Source organism: Bacillus sp. FSL W7-1360 (genome assembly GCF_038592975.1).
GTDB lineage: Bacteria > Bacillota > Bacilli > Bacillales > Bacillaceae_D > Shouchella > Shouchella lonarensis.
Map to the genome: position 1 here is coordinate 1,873,508 of NZ_CP151950.1, position 19,961 is coordinate 1,893,468.

Annotated in this window: 25 protein-coding genes; all 25 read right to left on the reverse strand. The window is 42.8% G+C overall.

What is annotated here, in order from left to right:
- Window positions 1-29 precede the first annotated feature (29 nt).
- Window positions 30-1,424, reverse strand: coding sequence for an alanine/glycine:cation symporter family protein (locus NSQ26_RS09600; RefSeq protein ID WP_499720029.1), 1,395 nt, complete (start codon window positions 1,422-1,424; stop codon window positions 30-32).
- A gap of 136 nt (window positions 1,425-1,560) precedes the next feature.
- A complete protein-coding gene (locus NSQ26_RS09605; protein ID WP_090774849.1) occupies window positions 1,561-2,100 on the reverse strand; it encodes a glycerol-3-phosphate responsive antiterminator in 540 nt (179 codons plus the stop codon).
- 9 nt (window positions 2,101-2,109) lie between these two features.
- Window positions 2,110-3,768 (reverse strand): glycerol-3-phosphate dehydrogenase/oxidase, encoded by a 1,659-nt coding sequence (locus NSQ26_RS09610; RefSeq protein ID WP_499717977.1) that lies wholly within the window; start codon window positions 3,766-3,768, stop codon window positions 2,110-2,112.
- 187 nt (window positions 3,769-3,955) lie between these two features.
- Complete coding sequence (glpK, locus tag NSQ26_RS09615) at window positions 3,956-5,458, reverse strand: glycerol kinase GlpK (RefSeq protein WP_499717978.1); 1,503 nt, start codon at window positions 5,456-5,458, stop codon at window positions 3,956-3,958.
- Between the two features lie 21 nt (window positions 5,459-5,479).
- Window positions 5,480-6,187 carry an MIP/aquaporin family protein gene (locus NSQ26_RS09620; RefSeq protein WP_090774846.1) on the reverse strand — a complete coding sequence of 236 codons (708 nt, stop codon included), beginning with the start codon at window positions 6,185-6,187 and terminating at the stop codon, window positions 5,480-5,482.
- 260 nt (window positions 6,188-6,447) lie between these two features.
- Window positions 6,448-7,626, reverse strand: coding sequence for an ATP-binding protein (locus tag NSQ26_RS09625; RefSeq protein WP_499717979.1), 1,179 nt, complete (start codon window positions 7,624-7,626; stop codon window positions 6,448-6,450).
- Between the two features lie 322 nt (window positions 7,627-7,948).
- Window positions 7,949-8,143 carry a hypothetical protein gene (locus NSQ26_RS09630; RefSeq protein ID WP_499717980.1) on the reverse strand — a complete coding sequence of 65 codons (195 nt, stop codon included), beginning with the start codon at window positions 8,141-8,143 and terminating at the stop codon, window positions 7,949-7,951.
- Between the two features lie 199 nt (window positions 8,144-8,342).
- Complete coding sequence (locus NSQ26_RS09635) at window positions 8,343-9,479, reverse strand: S8 family peptidase (protein ID WP_499717981.1); 1,137 nt, start codon at window positions 9,477-9,479, stop codon at window positions 8,343-8,345.
- 696 nt (window positions 9,480-10,175) lie between these two features.
- Window positions 10,176-10,256 (reverse strand): putative holin-like toxin, encoded by an 81-nt coding sequence (locus NSQ26_RS09640; protein WP_367576276.1) that lies wholly within the window; start codon window positions 10,254-10,256, stop codon window positions 10,176-10,178.
- A 502-nt stretch (window positions 10,257-10,758) separates the two neighbouring features.
- A complete protein-coding gene (locus tag NSQ26_RS09645) occupies window positions 10,759-10,944 on the reverse strand; it encodes a helix-turn-helix domain-containing protein (protein ID WP_499717982.1) in 186 nt (61 codons plus the stop codon).
- Complete coding sequence (locus tag NSQ26_RS09650; protein WP_499717983.1) at window positions 10,928-11,383, reverse strand: ArpU family phage packaging/lysis transcriptional regulator; 456 nt, start codon at window positions 11,381-11,383, stop codon at window positions 10,928-10,930. The genes NSQ26_RS09645 and NSQ26_RS09650 overlap by 17 nt, the downstream gene beginning before the upstream one ends.
- Before the next feature lie 4 nt (window positions 11,384-11,387).
- The gene (locus tag NSQ26_RS09655) at window positions 11,388-11,663 is read right to left on the reverse strand and encodes a hypothetical protein (protein WP_499717984.1); all 276 of its coding nucleotides are present in this window, start codon (window positions 11,661-11,663) and stop codon (window positions 11,388-11,390) included.
- Window positions 11,656-11,877, reverse strand: a complete 222-nt coding sequence (locus NSQ26_RS09660) for a hypothetical protein (RefSeq protein WP_499717985.1) — start codon at window positions 11,875-11,877, stop codon at window positions 11,656-11,658. The genes NSQ26_RS09655 and NSQ26_RS09660 overlap by 8 nt, the downstream gene beginning before the upstream one ends.
- An 18-nt stretch (window positions 11,878-11,895) precedes the next feature.
- Window positions 11,896-12,105, reverse strand: a complete 210-nt coding sequence (locus tag NSQ26_RS09665; protein ID WP_499717986.1) for a hypothetical protein — start codon at window positions 12,103-12,105, stop codon at window positions 11,896-11,898.
- Entirely contained in the window at window positions 12,098-12,685 is a 588-nt protein-coding gene (locus NSQ26_RS09670; RefSeq protein WP_499717987.1) for a DUF3310 domain-containing protein, read from the reverse strand. Before NSQ26_RS09670 ends, NSQ26_RS09665 begins: the two co-directional genes overlap by 8 nt.
- Before the next feature lie 57 nt (window positions 12,686-12,742).
- Window positions 12,743-12,907 carry a hypothetical protein gene (locus NSQ26_RS09675; RefSeq protein WP_499717988.1) on the reverse strand — a complete coding sequence of 55 codons (165 nt, stop codon included), beginning with the start codon at window positions 12,905-12,907 and terminating at the stop codon, window positions 12,743-12,745.
- A 1-nt stretch (window position 12,908) separates the two neighbouring features.
- Complete coding sequence (locus tag NSQ26_RS09680) at window positions 12,909-13,082, reverse strand: hypothetical protein (RefSeq protein WP_499717989.1); 174 nt, start codon at window positions 13,080-13,082, stop codon at window positions 12,909-12,911.
- Between the two features lie 17 nt (window positions 13,083-13,099).
- The gene (locus NSQ26_RS09685; protein ID WP_499717990.1) at window positions 13,100-13,540 is read right to left on the reverse strand and encodes a hypothetical protein; all 441 of its coding nucleotides are present in this window, start codon (window positions 13,538-13,540) and stop codon (window positions 13,100-13,102) included.
- Window positions 13,541-14,012: 472 nt separating this feature from the next.
- Entirely contained in the window at window positions 14,013-14,540 is a 528-nt protein-coding gene (locus tag NSQ26_RS09690) for an ERCC4 domain-containing protein (protein ID WP_499717991.1), read from the reverse strand.
- Window positions 14,540-14,980 carry a hypothetical protein gene (locus NSQ26_RS09695; protein WP_499717992.1) on the reverse strand — a complete coding sequence of 147 codons (441 nt, stop codon included), beginning with the start codon at window positions 14,978-14,980 and terminating at the stop codon, window positions 14,540-14,542. Before NSQ26_RS09695 ends, NSQ26_RS09690 begins: the two co-directional genes overlap by 1 nt.
- Before the next feature lie 337 nt (window positions 14,981-15,317).
- A complete protein-coding gene (locus NSQ26_RS09700) occupies window positions 15,318-17,747 on the reverse strand; it encodes a phage/plasmid primase, P4 family (protein WP_499717993.1) in 2,430 nt (809 codons plus the stop codon).
- Between the two features lie 61 nt (window positions 17,748-17,808).
- Window positions 17,809-18,246, reverse strand: coding sequence for a DUF669 domain-containing protein (locus tag NSQ26_RS09705; protein ID WP_499717994.1), 438 nt, complete (start codon window positions 18,244-18,246; stop codon window positions 17,809-17,811).
- Between the two features lie 11 nt (window positions 18,247-18,257).
- Window positions 18,258-19,175, reverse strand: coding sequence for an AAA family ATPase (locus NSQ26_RS09710; RefSeq protein WP_499717995.1), 918 nt, complete (start codon window positions 19,173-19,175; stop codon window positions 18,258-18,260).
- A 6-nt stretch (window positions 19,176-19,181) separates the two neighbouring features.
- The gene (locus tag NSQ26_RS09715) at window positions 19,182-19,382 is read right to left on the reverse strand and encodes a hypothetical protein (RefSeq protein ID WP_499717996.1); all 201 of its coding nucleotides are present in this window, start codon (window positions 19,380-19,382) and stop codon (window positions 19,182-19,184) included.
- A gap of 4 nt (window positions 19,383-19,386) precedes the next feature.
- The gene (locus NSQ26_RS09720) at window positions 19,387-19,959 is read right to left on the reverse strand and encodes a host-nuclease inhibitor Gam family protein (RefSeq protein ID WP_499717997.1); all 573 of its coding nucleotides are present in this window, start codon (window positions 19,957-19,959) and stop codon (window positions 19,387-19,389) included.
- Window positions 19,960-19,961: the final 2 nt, after the last annotated feature.

The window sequence follows — 19,961 nt, forward strand, 5'->3', positions numbered from 1 at the left end:
TACCCCCGAAGAAGTACCCTCCTTAAACATTACTCTTCCCAACAATCCGTTCGCTTTACTCCAGGTACTTGTTTTGACCGAAAAACAGGACGCACACCTTGCTTTTTTTGTTTCTGATAATCATTAAGTACCGAAACAGCAACTTGGGCGAGCAGCAACAACGCCACTAAGTTGACGATCGCTGTAAATGCCATAAAGATGTCAGCCATACTCCATACAAGGTTTAATCCCATGACAGAACCAAGTACGATCATGATCACGACACAAAAACGATAAATGAGCAACATGATTTTACTTTTCGTCATAAACGCTAGGTTCGTCTCGCCGTAATAATAATTCCCGATGATGGAGGAGAAAGCGAAAAAGAAAATCGCAATTGCAATAAAGACTGTCGCCCAATCACCGACAAAGTGACTGAGTGAGGCTTGCGTTAGTGCAACACTTTCTAAGTTCGTTGTTTGATACACATCCGTCAGCAAAATGATAAATGCGGTCGCAGAGCAAATCATCATTGTGTCAAAAAATACGCCTAGTGACTGCACCAACCCTTGTTTAACCGGGTGAGAAACATCTGCCGCCGCTGCCGCATTCGGCACACTCCCCATCCCCGCTTCATTGGAAAACAGTCCGCGTTTTGCACCGACGAGTAAACCTGTCGCAATGCCGACCCCTGCTTCCCGCAAGCCAAACGCATCACCAACAATTAACATAAACATCTCCGGTATGGCTGTTACGTTGATCGCAAGTACATAAGCAACAATGAGCAAATAAAGTGTCGCCATGACTGGGACGATGATTGATGAAAACGTTGAAATCCAGCGCACACCACCAAAAATAATAATGCCTGTTGCAATCGCGATGACAACGCCTACTGCCAACGGATCAAAAGCAAATGCTTCATCTAGTGCATGCGCAATTGTATTTGACTGAAAAGAGTTAAACACAAAACCAAATGTCAATGACACAAGCACTGCAAAAATGACACCTAACCAGCGCTTTCCTAACGCTCGCTCAATGTAGTAAGCAGGACCGCCTCGAAATTGGCCATCTTGACGGACTTTATATACTTGTGCTAGCATACTTTCTACAAATCCCGTCGCCATCCCGATAAAAGCAACGACCCACATCCAAAAAATCGCACCCGGTCCACCGACGACAATCGCGACAGCAACCCCACCAATATTCGCGGCACCAACGCGAGATGCAGCACTAATGCAAAATGCTTGAAAAGCAGAGACCTCTCCTTTACGTGTGCTACCTTCTCTTAACGCTGTAAACATTTGCGGAAACAAACGCAGTTGAACAAACTTCGTCCGCCACGTTAAGTATAAACCAACTGCGATAAGTACAGTGACCAATATTGGTGTAATAAAATCATTGATTTGTCCTACAACCTTCTCCATTTGTATGGTCATACGATCCATCGTCTCCAAACTCATCCCTCCATTACATCTTTAGTTATCATAACCTCACAAACCCTTTCCTAGTATAGCTCTTTTTTACACCTTTTTCTATAAAAGAAAAAAGAACCCTTGCGTTGGAGTGAAAGGATTCCTTCTCTTACCAAAGCTCACTTTTCGACGTTGTCACCGCTTCTGCGCCTGCTTTTAAGGCGGCTTGCACGTCATCACTTGTTTCAATCAGTCCTCCAGCGATTACAGGCTTACCGATTTTATCCTTTACACGTGTAATATATGGCGGAATGACACCTGGCAAAAGCTCAATGACATCTGGTTTGATCGTTTTTGCAAGTTGATTACTCGTTTCAATCGCTAATGTGTCTAGTAAAAACACACGTTGAATTGCCAGGACACCATTCTTTTTTGCCACTCGCAAGACATCTCCTCGCGTAGATATGAGACCTGCTGGTTTAATGACTTGGCATAAAAACTCTGCTGCCGCACGGTCACCTTTCAAGCCTTGAATCAAGTCTGCGTGGAGGATCATCTTCTTCTCTGAGTGACGCGCCTTCTTTTTCATCGCTGCAATGTTTGATAAATGAATCTCAAGGACAACAAAATAATGATGTGATGTCGAAAGTACGCGTTCAAATTCTTTCATCCCTTTTACTGCAGGCAAGACAGATTGACCCTTAAACATGTCTCATCCCTACCTTATCTGTTCTAGTGTCAACAACTGCCACTTGGCATCCAGTTCCTTTTCGTAATGCTTCTGCTCTTCTGCCGTCCAATGAAGCAGTACGCTCATTGCCTTGACAACACCAGCTTTACATGTGCGTGCCATGCCAATATCAAATAGCATATAAGCTGTTCTTCGCAACAAAAAGTCGACTGGTGTTAAAGCCAATTCATGCGCAATTGCATAACGTAGTGCAGCCCACACTTGTTTATCAAGTCCGTATAATTCCCTTTCCTTTTCATTCAAATATGCATACACAGCGGGTACATTCGATCCATAGCGTTCTACGAGAGTACGTGCTGTTTTTTCGTCTAAACCATGTGTCTTCCCTAGGGCGATTTGCTTTTCTTTAAACGTGTTAAAAGCATCGGCACCACCAACTTCTCCTCCTGATAATGCCAACGATTTCGTTTGACATGGACCATAAGAGTGACCTGTTTCTTTTGATAACGCATCAGCAACGATCGTTACAATTGTATCTGCCATTTTGCGGTACCCTGTTAATTTCCCACCTGCGATTGTCATCAGTCCACTTTTCGAATGGAAAATCTCATCTTTGCGAGAAATATCGGATGGGTCTTTTCCTTCTTCATGAATAAGCGGTCGTAAACCAGCCCAGCTGGATTCAATATGAGCAATGGTAAGTTGCTGACCTGGAAACATCCCATTTGTTGCCCGCAAAATATAATCAACATCTTCTTTTGTGACACCCGGCTCTTGTTGATCGCCATCATAGTTCGTATCCGTTGTGCCAATATACACTTTCTCTCCACGTGGAATTGCAAACATCATCCGTCCATCTTGAAAAGGTGTATCAAAGTACAGCGCCTGATTCAACGGGAAATGACGTCTGGAAAACACAAGATGTACACCTTTTGTTAAGTGAATCGTTTTGTCTTTTTTCGAATGGTCCCATTCTCGTAAACGATCGACCCACGGTCCTGTTGCATTGACAATTTTCTTTGCGTAAATGTGCATTTGTTTTTTCTTGATCCGATCTGTGGCAACAACACCAACAAGACGCGATTCCTCATACAAAAATGATGTGACTTCTACATAGTTCGCTAATTTAGCACCACGATCAGCAGCCGTCTTTGCTACTTCTAACGTTAAGCGCGCATCATCGGTCCGATACTCGACATACATTCCCGCTCCTTTTAATCCTTCCTGTCGCAACAATGACTCTTGTGCTCCTGCTGCTTTCGCTTTCAACATCGTTCTCCGCTCTGATTTCTTTACCCCGGCTAACCGATCATACACAGCCAAACCAACCGACGTCGTCAATGCGTTAAATGTCCCTCCTTGATAAAAAGGCAGCATCATTCGCACGGGTGTCGTCACATGTGGTGCATTTTCATATACCACAGCCCGCTCTTTTCCAACCTCTGCAACAAGCTTCACTTCAAATTGCTTTAAATAACGCAAGCCACCATGAATAAGTTTCGTTGAACGACTCGACGTGCCTGCTGCAAAGTCTTGCATTTCCAATAGCCCAGTTGAAATCCCTCTCGTCGTTGCATCAAGCGCAATGCCTACACCAGTAATGCCACCACCAATTACGAGCAAATCCAGTTGTTCCTTTCCCATCTGTTCTAACGCGTCTTGCCTATCCTTATAAGAAAACGTCATCCCTCATCCTCCAGCTCTATTTATCCCGTTCTTTCCTAGCATATCCAATCATGCAAAAAGGGACCACAGCATCATCAAATAAGACGTCTCCCGCCTCTTGATTACTGTGATCCCCTCATATACTCAAGACCATCTCATTAACTTACGTTTAGTATAACCGTATCTTCAACTGTTGTAAAGGTTTTACTTAAGACTTTGGTTTAAACGTCATCGTAGCTTCAACCGCCTTCTGCCAACCTGTATAAAGATCATGACGCGTTTCTTCATCCATTTCTGCTTCAAAAGCACGCTCTAACTTCCATTTATTCGCAATTTCTTCTTTGTCTTTCCACACACCGACCGCCAAACCAGCCAAATACGCAGCACCAAGCGCTGTCGTTTCTTTTACGGTTGGGAGTTCTACTGGTGCATCTAATAAATCACTTTGAAATTGCATCAAGAAGTTGTTACTCACTGCCCCGCCATCTGCGCGCAACTTTTTCGGCGTAATACCTGAATCTGCCCCCATTGCTTCCATCACATCTTTCGTCTGATAAGCAAGTGACTCCAATGTTGCACGAATCATATGTTCTTTTGATGTCCCCCGAGTCAAACCAAACATAGCACCACGTGCTTCACTGTCCCAATAAGGTGTCCCCAGACCGACAAATGCTGGCACAACATACACACCATCGGCTGATGTCACGCGTGTCGCATACACTTCACTTTCCTTTGCATCTTTGAACATGCGTAGTCCATCACGCAACCACTGGATTGCTGAACCTGCGACAAATACGCTGCCCTCTAGTGCGTATTCTACTTTTCCATCTAGCCCCCACGCAATGGTCGTAAGCAAGCCTTTTTCCGAGATGACTGCTTCTTCTCCTGTATTCATTAACATAAAACAGCCCGTGCCATATGTGTTCTTCACCATTCCTTTTTCAAAACACGCTTGGCCAAACAACGCCGCCTGCTGGTCTCCAGCAACACCAGCAATCGGGACTTTTTGTCCAAAGAAATGGTAGTCAATAGTGTGCGCATACACTTCAGAAGATGATTTTACTTCAGGTAGCATCGCTTTTGGTACATCTAACAATGACAGCAACTCGTCATCCCACTTCAATTCATGAATGTTAAACATCAATGTACGCGACGCATTTGTGTAATCGGTCACATGAGCTGCACCACCACTTAACTTCCAAATAAGCCATGAGTCAATTGTACCAAATAACAACTCCCCATTTTCTGCTCGTTCCCGTGCGTCATCCACATGATCGAGAATCCACTTTACCTTTGTTCCAGAGAAATACGGATCAAGCAACAACCCTGTTTTTTGTCTGAACGTCTCATTGTGTCCTGCTGCTCTAAGTTCATCACAAATGTGTTGCGTCTGTCTCGATTGCCAAACGAGCGCATGATAAATGGGTTTACCTGTTTTTTTGTCCCAAACCACCGTTGTCTCACGCTGATTTGTAATGCCAATAGCTGCAATTTGCTTAGGAGAAATGTCTGTTTCCGTGAAAAGTCCTGCCATCACGGCAAGCGTTGAACCCCAAATTTCATTGGCATCATGCTCTACCCAGCCAGGGTGTGGAAAATGTTGCGTAAATTCACGTTGAACCGTGTGGACCATATTCCCTGCTTGGTCAAATAAGATGACCCGTGTGCTTGTTGTTCCTTGATCAATTGCCAGAATATATTGCTGTGTCATTTTTATAGCTCCCCTTTATTTCTATTTTAACAACCAGACAAACACAAGTGCACCAACAATCCCACCTGCAATTGGTCCTAAAATTGGCACCAATGCATAACGAAAGTCAGACGTACCTTTTCCTTTAATTGGCAATATCGCGTGCGCCAGCCGTGGTCCAAAATCACGCGCGGGGTTAATAGCATAACCGGTTGTCCCACCTAAAGACAGACCGATGGCTACAATTAGCACACCAACGACTAACGGATTGAGCCCTTCTGCAAACTGATTCGCACCAATTGCTAGCAAGCCAAATAACAACACAGCTGTACCAATAAATTCGCTTATAAAATTTGATGGATAATGGCGAATTGCTGGGCCAGTTGAAAAAACAGCCAATTTAGCCCCTGTATCTTCTGTCTTCTCCCAATGTGGATAATAGTGTACAAAAACAATCGCTGCGCCAATAAATGCACCAAGTAATTGACCGATCACATAAAACGGCACATCCGCCCATGCAAACTCACCAATCGTTGCAAGCGCTAACGAAACAGCCGGATTTAGATGCGCGTCACTCGCTGTTCCAGCCACATACACCCCCATTGTTACCGCAAATCCCCAGCCAACTGTAATTGACAGCCAACCAGCATTTTCAGACTTCGTTTTTTTCAGCACATGACCAGCAACAACACCTGCGCCAAAGATGATTAACACCATCGTACCCATGAGCTCTCCTAACAATGCTTGCATTTTAAAACTCCTTTCCTTTTCAGGTGACGCTTTCACAACATCTTTTTTTGTTGCTGCGTCATTCTTGCTGACAAAATACTTCAAACGTCGGCATTCCTGCTTCTATGCATTGTAAAAGAAAGCTGTTACTTTGTAAACCTTTTCATATGTGCAAATGAAATTGTTTGTGAAATGAGAACAGACACTTTGCCCTATAAAGCTGATCAAACTTGCAACGAAGGCATATACATGCGCTGTTAAAATTCCTTTTTTTACCTTTATTATTCTTCTTCACGTTGTTGAGACACTTCACCCTTTTTAAGTAAAGGAAACACAATATGTACTTTTGTTCCTTCTGCATAATGACTTTCGTATGTCACTTGTCCCCCCATCTCTTGAATCAGCTTAATTGAAATCATCGTCCCAAACCCCGTTCCAGATTCTTTTGTTGTAAAATAAGTTGTACCGATCTTGTCAAGTTGCTGTGCCGTCATGCCCACGCCATTGTCTTTAATTTCATACACAACCTGTTTATTTTCTTTTAAATACGTTGTAATTGTGACAACCCCACCAGATTCTGTCGCCTCAATGGCATTTTTAATTACACTTGCCAAAGCGAGCTTTAACTTTGCACCGATTGCTTCAACATATAACCCATGTTCACATTGGTAAGTAAGACTTAACCCTCTTCTGCGTGCATACGCTTCAAACAAAGACACAACACTACGGACATTTTCATCTACCAGTACCGCTCCTCGTGGTTCAATTGTAGGGCTGGCAACACTAACGTAATCCCCTATAATTTCTTCTGCACGTGTAATTTCATTTACAATTACATCATGATATTCACTTCTTTTTCTCTTTTCATCTAACAGCTCTAAACACCCCTTTACAACTGTCAGTGGGTTGCGAATCTCATGTGCAATGGAAGACGCCAACTCTCCTAATGTCAAACATCTCTCAACATCAAGTATATGTGCAACCAATTGCTCCCTTTGTCGCATGGATTCATACAATAATATTAACAAAAACGCAATGCCACTGGTCACGGCCAACATGAGCAACACCTCTGATAGGACTTTTCCATCTAATTGCACTTGTTCTCCACCTGCGGTCATCGAAAAAAACATGATTGCAATTTGACTTACGAGTGCAGCAAAAGCAATAAAAAAAGCAAATCGAACTCTTAACCATTTTGATTGTAACTGCTCAAAACGAGAAATGACCGTTGTACAAAGAAAACAAACAAACAAAATTTGTGTGAACATGGACCAACAACCGATCCCATATGAAAATAGACATGTCACTGTTGAAACCATGCCAACAATCCAACCGGCCCACCTTCCTCCATAAAAAAATGCCAGCAAAATCGGTAAACTACATACTGCTAAAAAAGACAATACATCCTGAATTGATGCTTGAAAACAAAGGTAGGCAGCAACACTCATAGAAATCACCATGACGAAGGACTTCTTTTCCTTGAACCCTCCATTTGATCGCAAAATGTATAAAAGTATTGGGACTAACATTACAAAGATATTGATTACCATTTTTTCGATGATGACCATCACCTCATCGCCCCTTTGCTTATTTTTACGCTCCTTTCTACTCTTCGACACAAAGAAATAAATTCCTCTATATTAGGTCTGAAAATTTAGATACATGATTAGTCTGTGTCAGATTTGTTGTTTCAGAAAACAAACACAAAAAATGCCTCTGCATAAGGCATGCAAAGGCAAGCACGATCATCATTACACAATACGTTGTATCACATTCAAACAACTACAAGAAATTTAATAGTCCATTGCCATTGCCGTTACCATTGCCGTTGCCATTGCCATTGACAATCACATTGACTTCTGGACACCGACCAGTTAATAATCCACATCCATTTGTTGCACTCCGCTCAAAGTATTGTACTTGATCAAAGCACTGCTCTTGCTTTTGGAACTTCTTGCACTTACGACAATTTTTCAAGATAGACGCCCCCTTTATCCATATTGCTGTCCCAACCGACAGCTCCCTACATCATATGTCCAAGCAGCAATCATGCCCCGGCGTATTACACGCATTCTGTCTTTTTGCAAAAAAATTGATTAATTTGCCTTCATGCATAAGAGGACCTTTGCCGCTACAATTAGGTTGTAACGACAAAGGTCCAGTTCTTTTTCTTTCATTATTTCGTTGCCAAGTCAAGATTTAACAAGCCTTGCCCATATTCAAACGTTGGCCCAATTGCTGTTGTTTCCGATAAGAGACGTTGCTCAATTTCATTGGCCGTCCAGTGAGGGTATTGTTCTTTCAAAAGCGCTGCTGCCCCAGCCACAGCCGGTGTAGCCATTGATGTACCTGAAGCCTCTACATACTCCCCGTCTAAAAATGTACTCAAAACATCAACACCCGGCGCAACAAGACTTAAACCATCACCGTATTGGGAAGTAGCGTCTCTTTTATTGTCACTGTCAACACTCCCGACAGCAATTACTGACTCGTATCGAGCAGGATAATCAATGGACGATGTCCCTGCATTTCCACTAGCCGCAACCACGAGAATCCCTTTTTCTCTTGCTGCATCAACTGTTTCTTCCAGTGCTTGAGAAGGTGCACCGCCACCAAGACTTAAATTAACAACATCCATGTCATTTTCTATTGCCCATTCAATCCCTTCGATCACAACACTTGTCAATGCTGCACCTTCTTTGCCAAGTACATTCACTGCATACAAATCAGCTTCTGGCGCCACACCGACGACACCTATGCCATTGTCAAGTGCAGCAATCGTTCCCGCCACATGGGTGCCATGCCCATTTTCATCTTCATAATCTTCTCCAGAAACAAAACTCACACCACCAGCAATGTGTAAATCCGGATGTGGGGCAATCCCTGTATCGAGCACAGCCACCTTTACACCTGCACCTGTTAAACCACGTTGATGGGCAACCGGTGCTTTCACTTGTTCGATATTATCCGGAACAGTCTGACTCGAAATGGTCATGACCTCATCTTTTTCCACATAAGCAACACCATGTGCTTCCTCCAAACGCGCTGCTTCTTCCATCGTTAAATTTGCTGACACCGCTTCGATCTCTTTATATGTGTGTTCCACAGAAAAGTTAAACAATTCATCAGACACCGATGTACTCATACTTTGAGACGAATCTAAGTACGACTCTAACACTTGTTGACTTTGAAAGCCAATTAAATACCTTTCCTTCTCATTCTCCAATGTTTCCGCAGAAGCAATCATCGTAGCACCACTGACAAATAACACCGTAGACAAAAACGACACTGACATTCTCTTTTTATTAAACAAAAAACCTCACTCCTCTTTTTATTGGAATTCAATGAAAATATACATGATCCCTTTTTCTAAAGGATACGCCTAAAGAAGTACATTTTCACCATCCCATTTTTAATGTGATAGACTTCAATATATCACAACTTAAGAGATTCAATGATTGGGAAAGGTCGATCATAAGACCACAAGGATCATGTCTAAATTTAAATTTTTTTGTCGGTTTATATGTCTTAATTGTGAGTAAATAGAGATACATTCATAAGAAATAAAACATGCCACGTTGGGAAAATACCAAAAAAAAAAAGCACCCCAATGGCATGCGCCATTTTTACATTTTTATTGCTGTTTCTTTACTTTAAAGACATTTTAGAGCAAAATATTGTCCTATCCAAATAGTGCCCTCCACTGTGAATACTCAACGCTATAATTTTTAACGACGTTTGCAACTTCATTTGATCATTATCTTTCGCTTAAAACATAGACTCAGATTCAATATTTGGACCCAGAACCGTATTTTTGCACATCAAAAATACACTTGACGCATCCCACACACTGCATGTATACTGAGCTCAAGAGATGCATAAACTAAAAATGACCACAGGTGCTGGTAACACCCATGGTCTGCAATAACTGGGTTCCCTTTAAGAGGGACAGCCTAACTCTGGTAAGGTAAAAACCGCCCCTAACAAGCTGGCACGCTCTAAGGGCGGTTTATTTGTTGTCTCGTGATGTAACCGACACCATCAAACCTGCAAATGCAATCATAAGCATCAGCACTTGAAATGTCGTCATCCGCAACACCTCCCTTCTATGGGAAGTGCCGCCACCCTTAAAGACCCGTATGTTATTGCCTGTTCAGTATAGTTCAGTGTAGCACAATGAAACTATTTTTCGCAAACGCTATCAAGTGTGTGGTATAATGTTTGTAATAGTGGTGCCCCCACAATAATACGTAAGTGTTCTAACTCTGCTTGGAGTGCTTCAACCGATCTTTCAGATGGTGTTTGCTCTTTTGTTTTACGCTGATCTCACCCCCGTCACACAAGGGTTTCCCAATATGGAGTCTAGGGGGATCGAACCCCTGACCTCCACGCTGCCAGAACAAAGCTCCTTACTTGTTCTAACTCAACACGACACCATTAAACCATTAAAAACCTTCATTTTAAAGGGATTTATTGAGCGGATATGAAAAGTCTACACGCCTAACACCACCCGACACTATAAATTTTCGTATCAAAATTCGTATCAATTTTATTCTTGGTGCATTAAGGGTCAAAAAAAGAGTACCTGAAACTCAGGCACCCTCAAACCATTTTCTAAATGCTTCTTTCGAAATTTTGATATAACGCCCAACTCGCACAAAACGAAACGGCGGCGGCTGTTGATTTAAAAGTTCGTATGTCTTCGTTTCGCTGATACCTAGAAATTGCTTTACGTGTTTCGGCTCCATAACCTCGGGATAATCAACCAATCTTTTCATCTTTATTATTCCCCTCTCCATTTCCTAATAACATAAGTGACAATTTGTAAAACGCTTCCCCGCGCACCTTATAATAAAACTTATTGCTCACAGGTGGATCAAACACCACGGTATACATTTTTAAGTCCGTCATGTATGACGCGTCTCGTGACATGTAGCGATGTTTGATTAAAAATTGTTCCACTTCCGGCAGTGACTCCACAGTTTGCTCTATCCTGTCGCAAAACATCTTACATAAAGTCTCCGCATCCGCATTGTGCATTGCGACATCTGCCGTTTGATCACTTGTCCCACCACCACGTGGCATGTCGCTAAGCACCTGCACAAGTTGCGTTGATCGCTTATCAAATCCAACATATTTATAAAGACGGTACTTATCAAAGAGTGACTCCACAGCTTGTTGTGTTTTGCGCTTATCAATATTTTGCAGTTCAATCATCCAATCACCCCGTTTTAAATGTTTGCGTTTCTTGTTCTCTTGCTCGATCCAGATTGCTCATCCAACGCTGAGTCAATATCCCGCTTAAACCCCACTCTGCACGTAACACAATCAATTTTTTATTAGGCAAACCGTATTTCTTGCAAATCTGCATGTCACTATAACCGTCCGCTTTTAATTCAAAATAAGTAGCCCTATCCAGACCGTTCTTTTCTGACTTCCACGATGTATCAAAACCGCTTTCTTCCCATTCTTCATAAACGATTTTGGACTTAATCATCCTCGCCAACTCCAATCATGTCTAAGACCTCTTCAACAATCAGTAACTGCCCCTGATAAAAAGCATAGTCACGTTCACGGCGTGGGTCGTCAACACCTAGCCTGTCATATTCGTAAATCTCGTTATTGACATTCTTTGTGATCACCTTCAAGTCATCCCGTAAATGCAGCATTTCCCATTTTAATTCTTCAAGCGATCCCTCTTTTGTTGTCATCCCTGCCCCTCCTTATGCTCAATCATTTTCTTCTCCTTCTAAATGTTTCTGAATTTTCAGCGCCAAAACCAACTGCCCCTCAGAGTAACCCCCGCGCCATCCAATGCCAGAATCAGGAATCATACCCATGTCATCGATTTCTTGGATTTTGATCTTAACCTCACTTAGCTTCCGCGTTTCCTCTTTGACGATATTATTGATGTGTTCCACAAGCTTTTTTTTATCCATTTCCCTTCTCCCCTTTATGCTCAATCAATTTATCAAGATACACCCGACATTTTTTCAAATCCTCAACACCATTTTTGTTATGATAGCGGCTGATATACTTAATCACATTACCAGCCAAGAAGCCCTCGTATGATTCACTCGTCATTTTGTCTCGCATGTACTCAAACGTCTCAATCTTGCCGGCGTAGTATGACGGCCGAACTTTGTCATCTTTTACGCCGCTATCCAACCTATCATTTTCCGCTTTATCAATAAAATCCAAAACCTGATTCAATTCATCCAGGGTAATATAGCCGCTATACGCAAGGTGTCTCACTTCACCTCGTAAACAATCAGCTTCCCTCATAACTTTCAAATAGCCTAATCCGATATTTCTACAGGGTGTCTTTTCCCAAAACTCTTTACTTTCTTTTCCGTATCTATCCAGCACCCACCCCTGGCGGTTCAAATGCTTAACCTTAGCAAACCACCAGCCTTTTTTGTTGTTGCCGATCGGCATAAAAAACAAGATTTCTGCCCCTGCATATTCCAACACATTAACGTAAGCGCTCGGGCTGAGGTTTATTTTTGTGTAACTCATGTTTATTCCATCTCCTTTTCTTTAAATTGCTCCGGTCATACTCTATCGCCATCTTCGTCACCGATATATAATAGCCGCACTTTCTTGGCTTAAAAACTGTATATCCATCACTTCAACTGCTCCACATTGCTCTAGCCACATGTTAACAGTTAACTGCATACTCGCCCCATCAAGCCTGTAAATTATCTCTACGTATAGCCCTTCAGGTTCGCCATAACTCATTTCACATCATCTCCTTATATATAATCTCCGCTGTCGCTGCTCCGTCTGGCATTTTTATATCTAACTCCACAATGTTGATGCGGCTATCTGCCATAAACGACCAGATTTTCTTATTTAGATCGCGGTAGTTGCTTGCTTCGATGCGTTTAAAACCGTAGTTTTCGCCGATTGACATATTCAATCCCTCCTATTTTAAAAGGCAACATATACCTCTAGTTCGTCCCGAATTACACAATATTCCGCTGCATCTGATAAGCTGATGCCGTAGTGATAAGCTATTGCCCGTAAGTGCTTACCGACATCTTGTAGCTCCGCCGTAGATAAGTCTAAACACTCGCGTTCAACGCTTATCCCGCCTAAGTTACACACGATGCTTAGATCAATCTTAGGTAAGTCGACCCAGTCACACTTTAAAACACGATGCAAGTTGGCGTAATCTCGCAATATATGTCCTAGCAGTAGATAAGCCTGCTGTCGCGACATGTCCACTCTGTGGTACGTCTCTTGTTTGATGCCTAGCGCTAACCTGCCTATCGACTCAACCATTTGCAAATGATGATAGGTCACTGTATCAATCTCTGGATGATCTACATACTCTTTATGCGCAAGCTCTTGGTACTCGTCAAATGTCATACTACTCAACCCCTTTTATTTTTATCGCTGCTTAAATGTCATTTTCGCAACATAATGCCCACCCTGCTCTTTGATAGGCTCCGCACACTCCCATCCGCGTGACTCTTTTGCTTGCACCTCTTTAACTAGCTTGATTTTGCTTTTATGGGAGATTACTAACACCAAGTCTGTGCCCGTCTTATAACATGATGATCTGCGCTCTCGTAAAATCTCGTCATCTACCTTTGTTGCTGTTATTTTCTCGCGTATACTCTTTGAGGTGCTCGATCTTATAGCACTCATTCTTTTAACGACTCCTTATATACAATCAACACTGTGACACAGTGCGCATCATACTTATTCTTAGATGTAGACAACTTCACGTCTACTATCTCTACATTTGGGTTTGTGATTAAAAAACTGTTCAACTTGTATTCTAAAAGTCCACTGTCAACCACAGTAAAAACTTTGAATTTAACACCAGTTACATAGTTCATGCTTTTAGCAACTCCTTTGCCAAATATTTAAAATGATGATAAATGTAATTACCCGTGTGCGCTGGCTCGATGTACACCGTGCTAAAGTTGTAACGAGCTTCAAAGGTTTTTAAGCTACCTAACAGCGCTTGCGGCGTGTATTGGCTCCTATAGTTACCCTCTAAAATCTTGCGATAGCCCCCGACATCCTCGACCAACAAGACAAATGGTGCTTTTGATGCTCGTATTAGCTCGTTTTCAAAGCGTGTGCGATCTTTTATGCTACCCACTAACTCATCCACACCGTTTTTACGCTCGATGCATCCGCTGATGTGTAAGTCTCGCATGATGCCCATGTCCTCGTTTTTTGGTATGTAGCAACCGTAGTCGCCTGTTGACATTGTGCAGTTGTCAAACTGGATTTCTTTGTGCCGGAAATACTCCAGCACATGTTGATTCTGTTGCTCTCTTGTGTCCACGGTGATGACGAGCGTTTTCAGTATCCGCTCAATCTCCGCTTTAGTATATTTAAACGCCAACCCCATCACGCCGCCCCCTTTTTTCTTTTGCCGTAGTCGACAGCACGGTTGTAAATTTCCTCCGCTAGCTTGTCCGTCTCTGCGTCCTCGTAGTTGCTCGTTGATTCCACACCTTGCCAACCTTGATGCCAGAGTATTTGCATCCGCTTTACTACTAGATCAATCGCAACGGCATCTGCTCGCAAAAACTCGTCTATAGCCTTATGAGTGTCAACATCGTAGCCCGTCATGAAATCCACAAGTTTGTCGTTGGCGTCGTCTATCTTGCCTTTCTTTTCGTCATAATCACCACGCAAGTATTTAGCAATGCGGACCTTGTTTTCTCCCACAAAAGATTGCAGTGCTTCGCTTACGTGGCTGGAATCTTCAATTTTCAAACCGCCATCCACTAACCTTATTGATCCGCCCTCAATTTTGACTGACTTTATTATTTTCATAGGATGCATGTAAATCAGCCCCCTCTTCTATTGTAAAAAACTGTTTATCAACCCTGTGACTTTCAAAAAGTAACCCCATAACCCGTTTAGTAACCTTAGGTAACCCCTTTAATAACCCACGGAATGTTGATGTAGCAAGGGTTTTCGCCGTTTGGGTTACTTAGGTTACCTTTTCAGAAATAAACTGGGTTCATATATACACACACACTGTCTATATGTATATATTCTTTATAGGTACTTTTTTATATAAAAGTAACCTAAGTAACCTAAGTAACCCATCAGAATAAAAACAATATTCTTTTTCATCTCAGAACCCTTGATGCAACTAGGATAAAAGATTTTCTGATTAATCTAACTCAACACTGATGAATGTGCTGTCTGGGTTACTAATCGGGTTACTTTCCGCTTTTTCTGGGTTACTTTTTAAAGCAACCGTAGCGCCTTTCTTTCCATGAACGGGCTTGAAATAGTCTTTTTTTAGTCCCGTGCCAAAAATAAACATCTTATTCTTCGCCCCTCGATCTTTTTTGAAACCCCGCTCTTCCATCATCCGGTAAAAATTCCGACTAGAAGTAACCTGTAAATCTTCATCGTTTTTGAAGCACCAGTCTTTGTATTGGCTATAAAGTACCTTCGCTTCTACTTTTGCTTCAGTATGCTTGATGCAAATTTCATCCAAAAATGGTGCTAATATGTCCATTTCTTCCCTGTAAAAACGTGTGGACTGCTCCACCATTTCCGACTTTTCAAGTCCTTCCTTTTGCCATTTTATGGCTCCTTGTACCAGCCAATTGAGGATGCCTTGCGCTTCTGCCCGTAGCTTGTCCAGTAAGTCTGGGTCTCGATCTTCTGGTGGGATGTGCGCGTTAAATGGGATTAAATGCACCCGTCGCCATATACCCTCATCATCATTTTTTATGATCGGCTTATGATTGGTCGTGAAAAATATTTTAAAGTCCGGCGTGAACTCAAATGATTCCTTGTATAAAAAACGTGTTCTAATGCTGTCGCCGCCCGTTAATTGTTTTACAAGCGATTCGTCTAATTGCTGTCCCTTTTTTGACTCGACTGCGGCGACGAACCGTGATCCGTCAAGCGCGGCAATGTCATTTCGTACACCTTCATTTTTTTGCTCTATAAATGTCTTTGCGTCTGACTGCCTGCCATAATCACCTAAAACATTTCGTAGAGTAGACACAAGGGTACTTTTACCGTTCTTACCTCCGCCGTGCAGAAAAAACATACATTGCTCTTTTGTGCTCCCTGTCAACGAGTACCCGAACGCCTTTTGCAAATAATTTATTGTATCTGCATCCGTTTTGCCTGATTTGTCTACGATAATGTCATTTAAAAACTTTAACCATGTCGGGCACTCAACGTGTGGGTTATACTCAACGTCCGTGATCTGCGTGAGATATAACTCCTTGTCATGCGGCATTAGCTCCCCCGTCTTCAAATTTATAACTCCATTACTGCAATTAAAAAGCATCTCGTGGCTGTCTAGTTTTGATTTTAAGATAGGTGATTTCCGGCGTAGTCTCTCTATGCTGTTATCTGTCGTTGTTAGCGACTCGCTTTTCTTTGCCCATTTCAGCATCTCTTTTTTTAAGTCTTCGTCCTGTTCGGCGTGCGCCTCCGCGTAAATTTTCCTGAGGGTTTCCGACACTATGTTGTCCAGCCGCTCCATCTCGTCATTTGCCCACTTTTTACCGTCCCACACAAGCCAGCCTATACCTTTGCAGTACTTTAAACGATGCCCCTCATAATGTTTTATACGCTCTGCATTGCCAAGCTCCGTCAAGTTAAATCGCGGTTGCTCTTGTGCACCCTGTGCAGCCCCTGCATCGCTCTTTTGTTGCTGCGCCGCTTGTCTCTCTTGCCTTTTTTGCTCCTTATACTCCGATATAGTTATAACGCACTCATCTGCGGCTTTTTGTATGGTGTCGGCTCCGTATGTGCTGTCACCACGGGCGCTGTCCCATTTATCACGCATCAATCCCGATTGCCTAAATAGTGCATCCATACGCGCGGTGTCGCGATCTGTATAACACGCTAGGTGATTGCAAAGGGACAAATCAGCCCCACTATGGTCATTTCCCTCAAAATGTCCCTCCCACAGTTTTTTTATCGCTGCACCGTTCTTACCATTAAACATCTCATCCAGTAACTCGCTGTCGCTTTTTAATGCAGTAAAGCCATCCCCCTGTGGGCTGCTCTCTCGCTGTCTACGCCCTGCCCGCTTGTCTGGTATATAAGCATCAAATATCGCTTTAATCTCGTCTGTGCGCTCCTGCACGCTTGTTGGATGCACTGCATCGCCGGTAAATGTAAAGTAACGTCCATGCCTGTATATCTCTAATCCTTTCTCAGGATTTTTTGCACCTGTATTTTTGACACGCTCAGGCAACTCACCTTTTATAATGATGTGCAGTCCTTCGCCACTCGGTGATCTCTCTGTATAACTGTCAAGACTAAGAATTATATCTTGTGCCATCTCGCTATAACTCTTGCCATCTATGCAATGGTCTATGTCCACGCCTATAAACGGATCATTTTGCGTAAACATAAAACCGATACCGTCATATTTGCCGTCGTTATACGACTGCACTGCCCTATCAAACTGCATCCAGTCGCTTGGATCATTTGACTTTGCGTGTATCCCGTCTGCCCGATATGGCACCTTTGTTGCTTTATCTCCACGCGTTTCTTTACGCCATAACACCCACTGTGGACACTCTTGTAACTCGTCCGGTATGTTATTAAAATCGTATGCCATTCCTTACCTCCTCCCTCGTCTATGTATGGAGAGGAGCCGAAGCCCCTCAATCGTCTATCTGCTAAAAAGGCACATCCGAATCATCAATTTTGACAGCTTCCGGTGGTGCAACTTGAGATTTTTCAAAGCCTTTGACTTGCGCATATTTTTGACCGTTATGCTCTCGGTAACCTGTAATCACTTGCAATGGTTTATTTAAAACCATATCTGCCCATTCTTTGTAGCTATTGAATTCCGTACCTTCCGGCAATCCTACTGCTTTACCCAGTGCCGCAAAACGCCATTGGCTGTTTTCTGTGGCAACAAAATTATCAAACATAATTTTACGCCCTCCATAAGGTTGATCAACATCGTTGCGAATCTCATAATCCACAACAAACATGTTGCTCCCTGATGCAGATTGCTTTTCCGCGTAGTTGTGTACAATTACCTCGTATTTGCCCGGTTTAACCGCTTCGAATCCTTCTACATTGCTATAATCCATCTTCAAAACTGACATTCAAATCACTCCTAGTTAAGTTTTAGTTTTTCGTGTGCTGCTTTCGTGTACTTGTAGTCAAAATCTTCAATTTTCATGCCTGTTTTAAACTCGAATTGCTCTACCAGTTTTTTCTTTTCGGCATCGTTGGCAATTGCTATTTTTATATCATCCAACAAATGTTGCCGCTCACGGTCTTCCTCTGCTTTCACATCTGCGCCCAACTCCAGCCAGTTATATAGATTTTTGCCGATATCAGGCGTGAGCTTGATTTCTTGATCTTTAAACAGTAGCGTGTTGTCCTTTGTTGCTACCGCCTTGTTACTCATGTCAAGACTAAAATTGAGCATAAACTCGTATTCCATCTCATCTTTTTGCACGGGTTTTGTGCCAATCTTGACTGGTTGCATGCGCCCGTGGTCGTTTGTCTCAACGGCATACTCTTGCTTGGTGCGCAATGTCGCGATGATGTGTACATTGTTACGCGTGAGTGTTTTTACAAGTTTTGTAGTCTCTGATGACAATTTGCCCCAATTTTGAAACGAGTTACCCGACATACCTGCATGTTGATCGACTATGCCGCCCTCGCCTTGCCAGTTGTGGGATAGGCTGTCAATGACCACTACTTCCGCGCCTGCTTGCTTTAGTGCTTCAACTGCCGCTTGATAACGGTCTGTACTATACGGTGGGTCAAAATTTATATGGAGAAACTCACCTATCTTGTTGTCATTACCAAAATCAACATTGGCATATAACATCGACCGCTTATGCTCCGTATCAGCCACGCCGATTTTAGACCACAATGTGGAGTCGTCTGCATCGGGGTAAGCAGCTTGCATCATTCCCTTAGCAATCATTAGCGCGCCTACTGTCTTACCTGCGCCAGACGGTCCAATTAACCCGACAACCGCCTTTTGTTTCTCTCTCCTTGCCGTGTGGACTTCAAACATGTTTCATCACCCTCTTTCACCTTCGTGCACAAAGTTAATGCTGTACTCTTTTCCTGTCACAGTCAGTTCGTCAAACGCCATTTCTTGCGCTTTTTTCCTCGCGTCAATCCTTATACGCGGGTCATTGCGCTTTTTGTAGTTTCCCTCGACCACGACGTTAGTGCAAAACCGTATATCAACATCTGCATAAACAGTATATTTTTGCATCTAATCACCCCAGATCAATTTTGTAAGTCGTTGTTTCTGGCTGGATTACCACACCTGCAACCTCTTGCCCGTTTGAGTCGATGACGGTTTCTTTGTCGCCTAGCTTGACCACATTCAATTCCTTTTTTAGATCAGCCCACTTGACTTCTTCTTTAATTTTCACAAAATCTGTCATGCCGGATGCCTTAACATGCTCCAACAGCTTGTCCTTATCTGCTGCAACTGGTGTTGGTTTACGGGTTGTGCTCTTGCACTTACCGTGTGGAGTAGCAAGGGTCTTGGCTTTTGGATCGTCTCGTAATGTTCGACTGTGGTAGTCTTGCACCAAGGCTGTAAAGTCTTCTATTGATTTATCAACGGGCGCAAGCTCTGCCTGTTTCCACTCGTTGATGCGTTCTGTTTCCTGCTTTGCTAGCTCTTCCACGCCGCGCTTTTTATCATTTAACGCTGCCAACTTTCTAAACGCCCAATTCAATTGCGCCTGATCGGTAATCTTAAACCGTTCTTTTTCTTCCTCTGTGTGGATAAAGTCAATGCTTTCAAGTTCTTTCAATTCTCTTGCCTGCAATTCATTCATCG

Coding starts and splice junctions, on each gene's coding strand:
- NSQ26_RS09600 (WP_499720029.1), bottom strand. CDS start 1,424: ATGGATCGTATGACCATACAAATGGAGAAGGTTGTAGGACAAATCAAT.
- NSQ26_RS09605 (WP_090774849.1), bottom strand. CDS start 2,100: ATGTTTAAGGGTCAATCTGTCTTGCCTGCAGTAAAAGGGATGAAAGAA.
- NSQ26_RS09610 (WP_499717977.1), bottom strand. CDS start 3,768: ATGACGTTTTCTTATAAGGATAGGCAAGACGCGTTAGAACAGATGGGA.
- glpK (WP_499717978.1), bottom strand. CDS start 5,458: ATGACACAGCAATATATTCTGGCAATTGATCAAGGAACAACAAGCACA.
- NSQ26_RS09620 (WP_090774846.1), bottom strand. CDS start 6,187: ATGCAAGCATTGTTAGGAGAGCTCATGGGTACGATGGTGTTAATCATC.
- NSQ26_RS09625 (WP_499717979.1), bottom strand. CDS start 7,626: ATGGTGATTTCTATGAGTGTTGCTGCCTACCTTTGTTTTCAAGCATCA.
- NSQ26_RS09640 (WP_367576276.1), bottom strand. CDS start 10,256: ATGACGACATTTCAAGTGCTGATGCTTATGATTGCATTTGCAGGTTTG.
- NSQ26_RS09645 (WP_499717982.1), bottom strand. CDS start 10,944: ATGAAAAGATTGGTTGATTATCCCGAGGTTATGGAGCCGAAACACGTA.
- NSQ26_RS09650 (WP_499717983.1), bottom strand. CDS start 11,383: ATGATTGAACTGCAAAATATTGATAAGCGCAAAACACAACAAGCTGTG.
- NSQ26_RS09655 (WP_499717984.1), bottom strand. CDS start 11,663: ATGATTAAGTCCAAAATCGTTTATGAAGAATGGGAAGAAAGCGGTTTT.
- NSQ26_RS09660 (WP_499717985.1), bottom strand. CDS start 11,877: ATGACAACAAAAGAGGGATCGCTTGAAGAATTAAAATGGGAAATGCTG.
- NSQ26_RS09665 (WP_499717986.1), bottom strand. CDS start 12,105: ATGGATAAAAAAAAGCTTGTGGAACACATCAATAATATCGTCAAAGAG.
- NSQ26_RS09670 (WP_499717987.1), bottom strand. CDS start 12,685: ATGAGTTACACAAAAATAAACCTCAGCCCGAGCGCTTACGTTAATGTG.
- NSQ26_RS09675 (WP_499717988.1), bottom strand. CDS start 12,907: ATGAGTTATGGCGAACCTGAAGGGCTATACGTAGAGATAATTTACAGG.
- NSQ26_RS09680 (WP_499717989.1), bottom strand. CDS start 13,082: ATGTCAATCGGCGAAAACTACGGTTTTAAACGCATCGAAGCAAGCAAC.
- NSQ26_RS09685 (WP_499717990.1), bottom strand. CDS start 13,540: ATGACATTTGACGAGTACCAAGAGCTTGCGCATAAAGAGTATGTAGAT.
- NSQ26_RS09690 (WP_499717991.1), bottom strand. CDS start 14,540: ATGGGGTTGGCGTTTAAATATACTAAAGCGGAGATTGAGCGGATACTG.
- NSQ26_RS09695 (WP_499717992.1), bottom strand. CDS start 14,980: ATGCATCCTATGAAAATAATAAAGTCAGTCAAAATTGAGGGCGGATCA.
- NSQ26_RS09700 (WP_499717993.1), bottom strand. CDS start 17,747: ATGGCATACGATTTTAATAACATACCGGACGAGTTACAAGAGTGTCCA.
- NSQ26_RS09705 (WP_499717994.1), bottom strand. CDS start 18,246: ATGTCAGTTTTGAAGATGGATTATAGCAATGTAGAAGGATTCGAAGCG.
- NSQ26_RS09710 (WP_499717995.1), bottom strand. CDS start 19,175: ATGTTTGAAGTCCACACGGCAAGGAGAGAGAAACAAAAGGCGGTTGTC.
- NSQ26_RS09715 (WP_499717996.1), bottom strand. CDS start 19,382: ATGCAAAAATATACTGTTTATGCAGATGTTGATATACGGTTTTGCACT.
- NSQ26_RS09720 (WP_499717997.1), bottom strand. CDS start 19,959: ATGAATGAATTGCAGGCAAGAGAATTGAAAGAACTTGAAAGCATTGAC.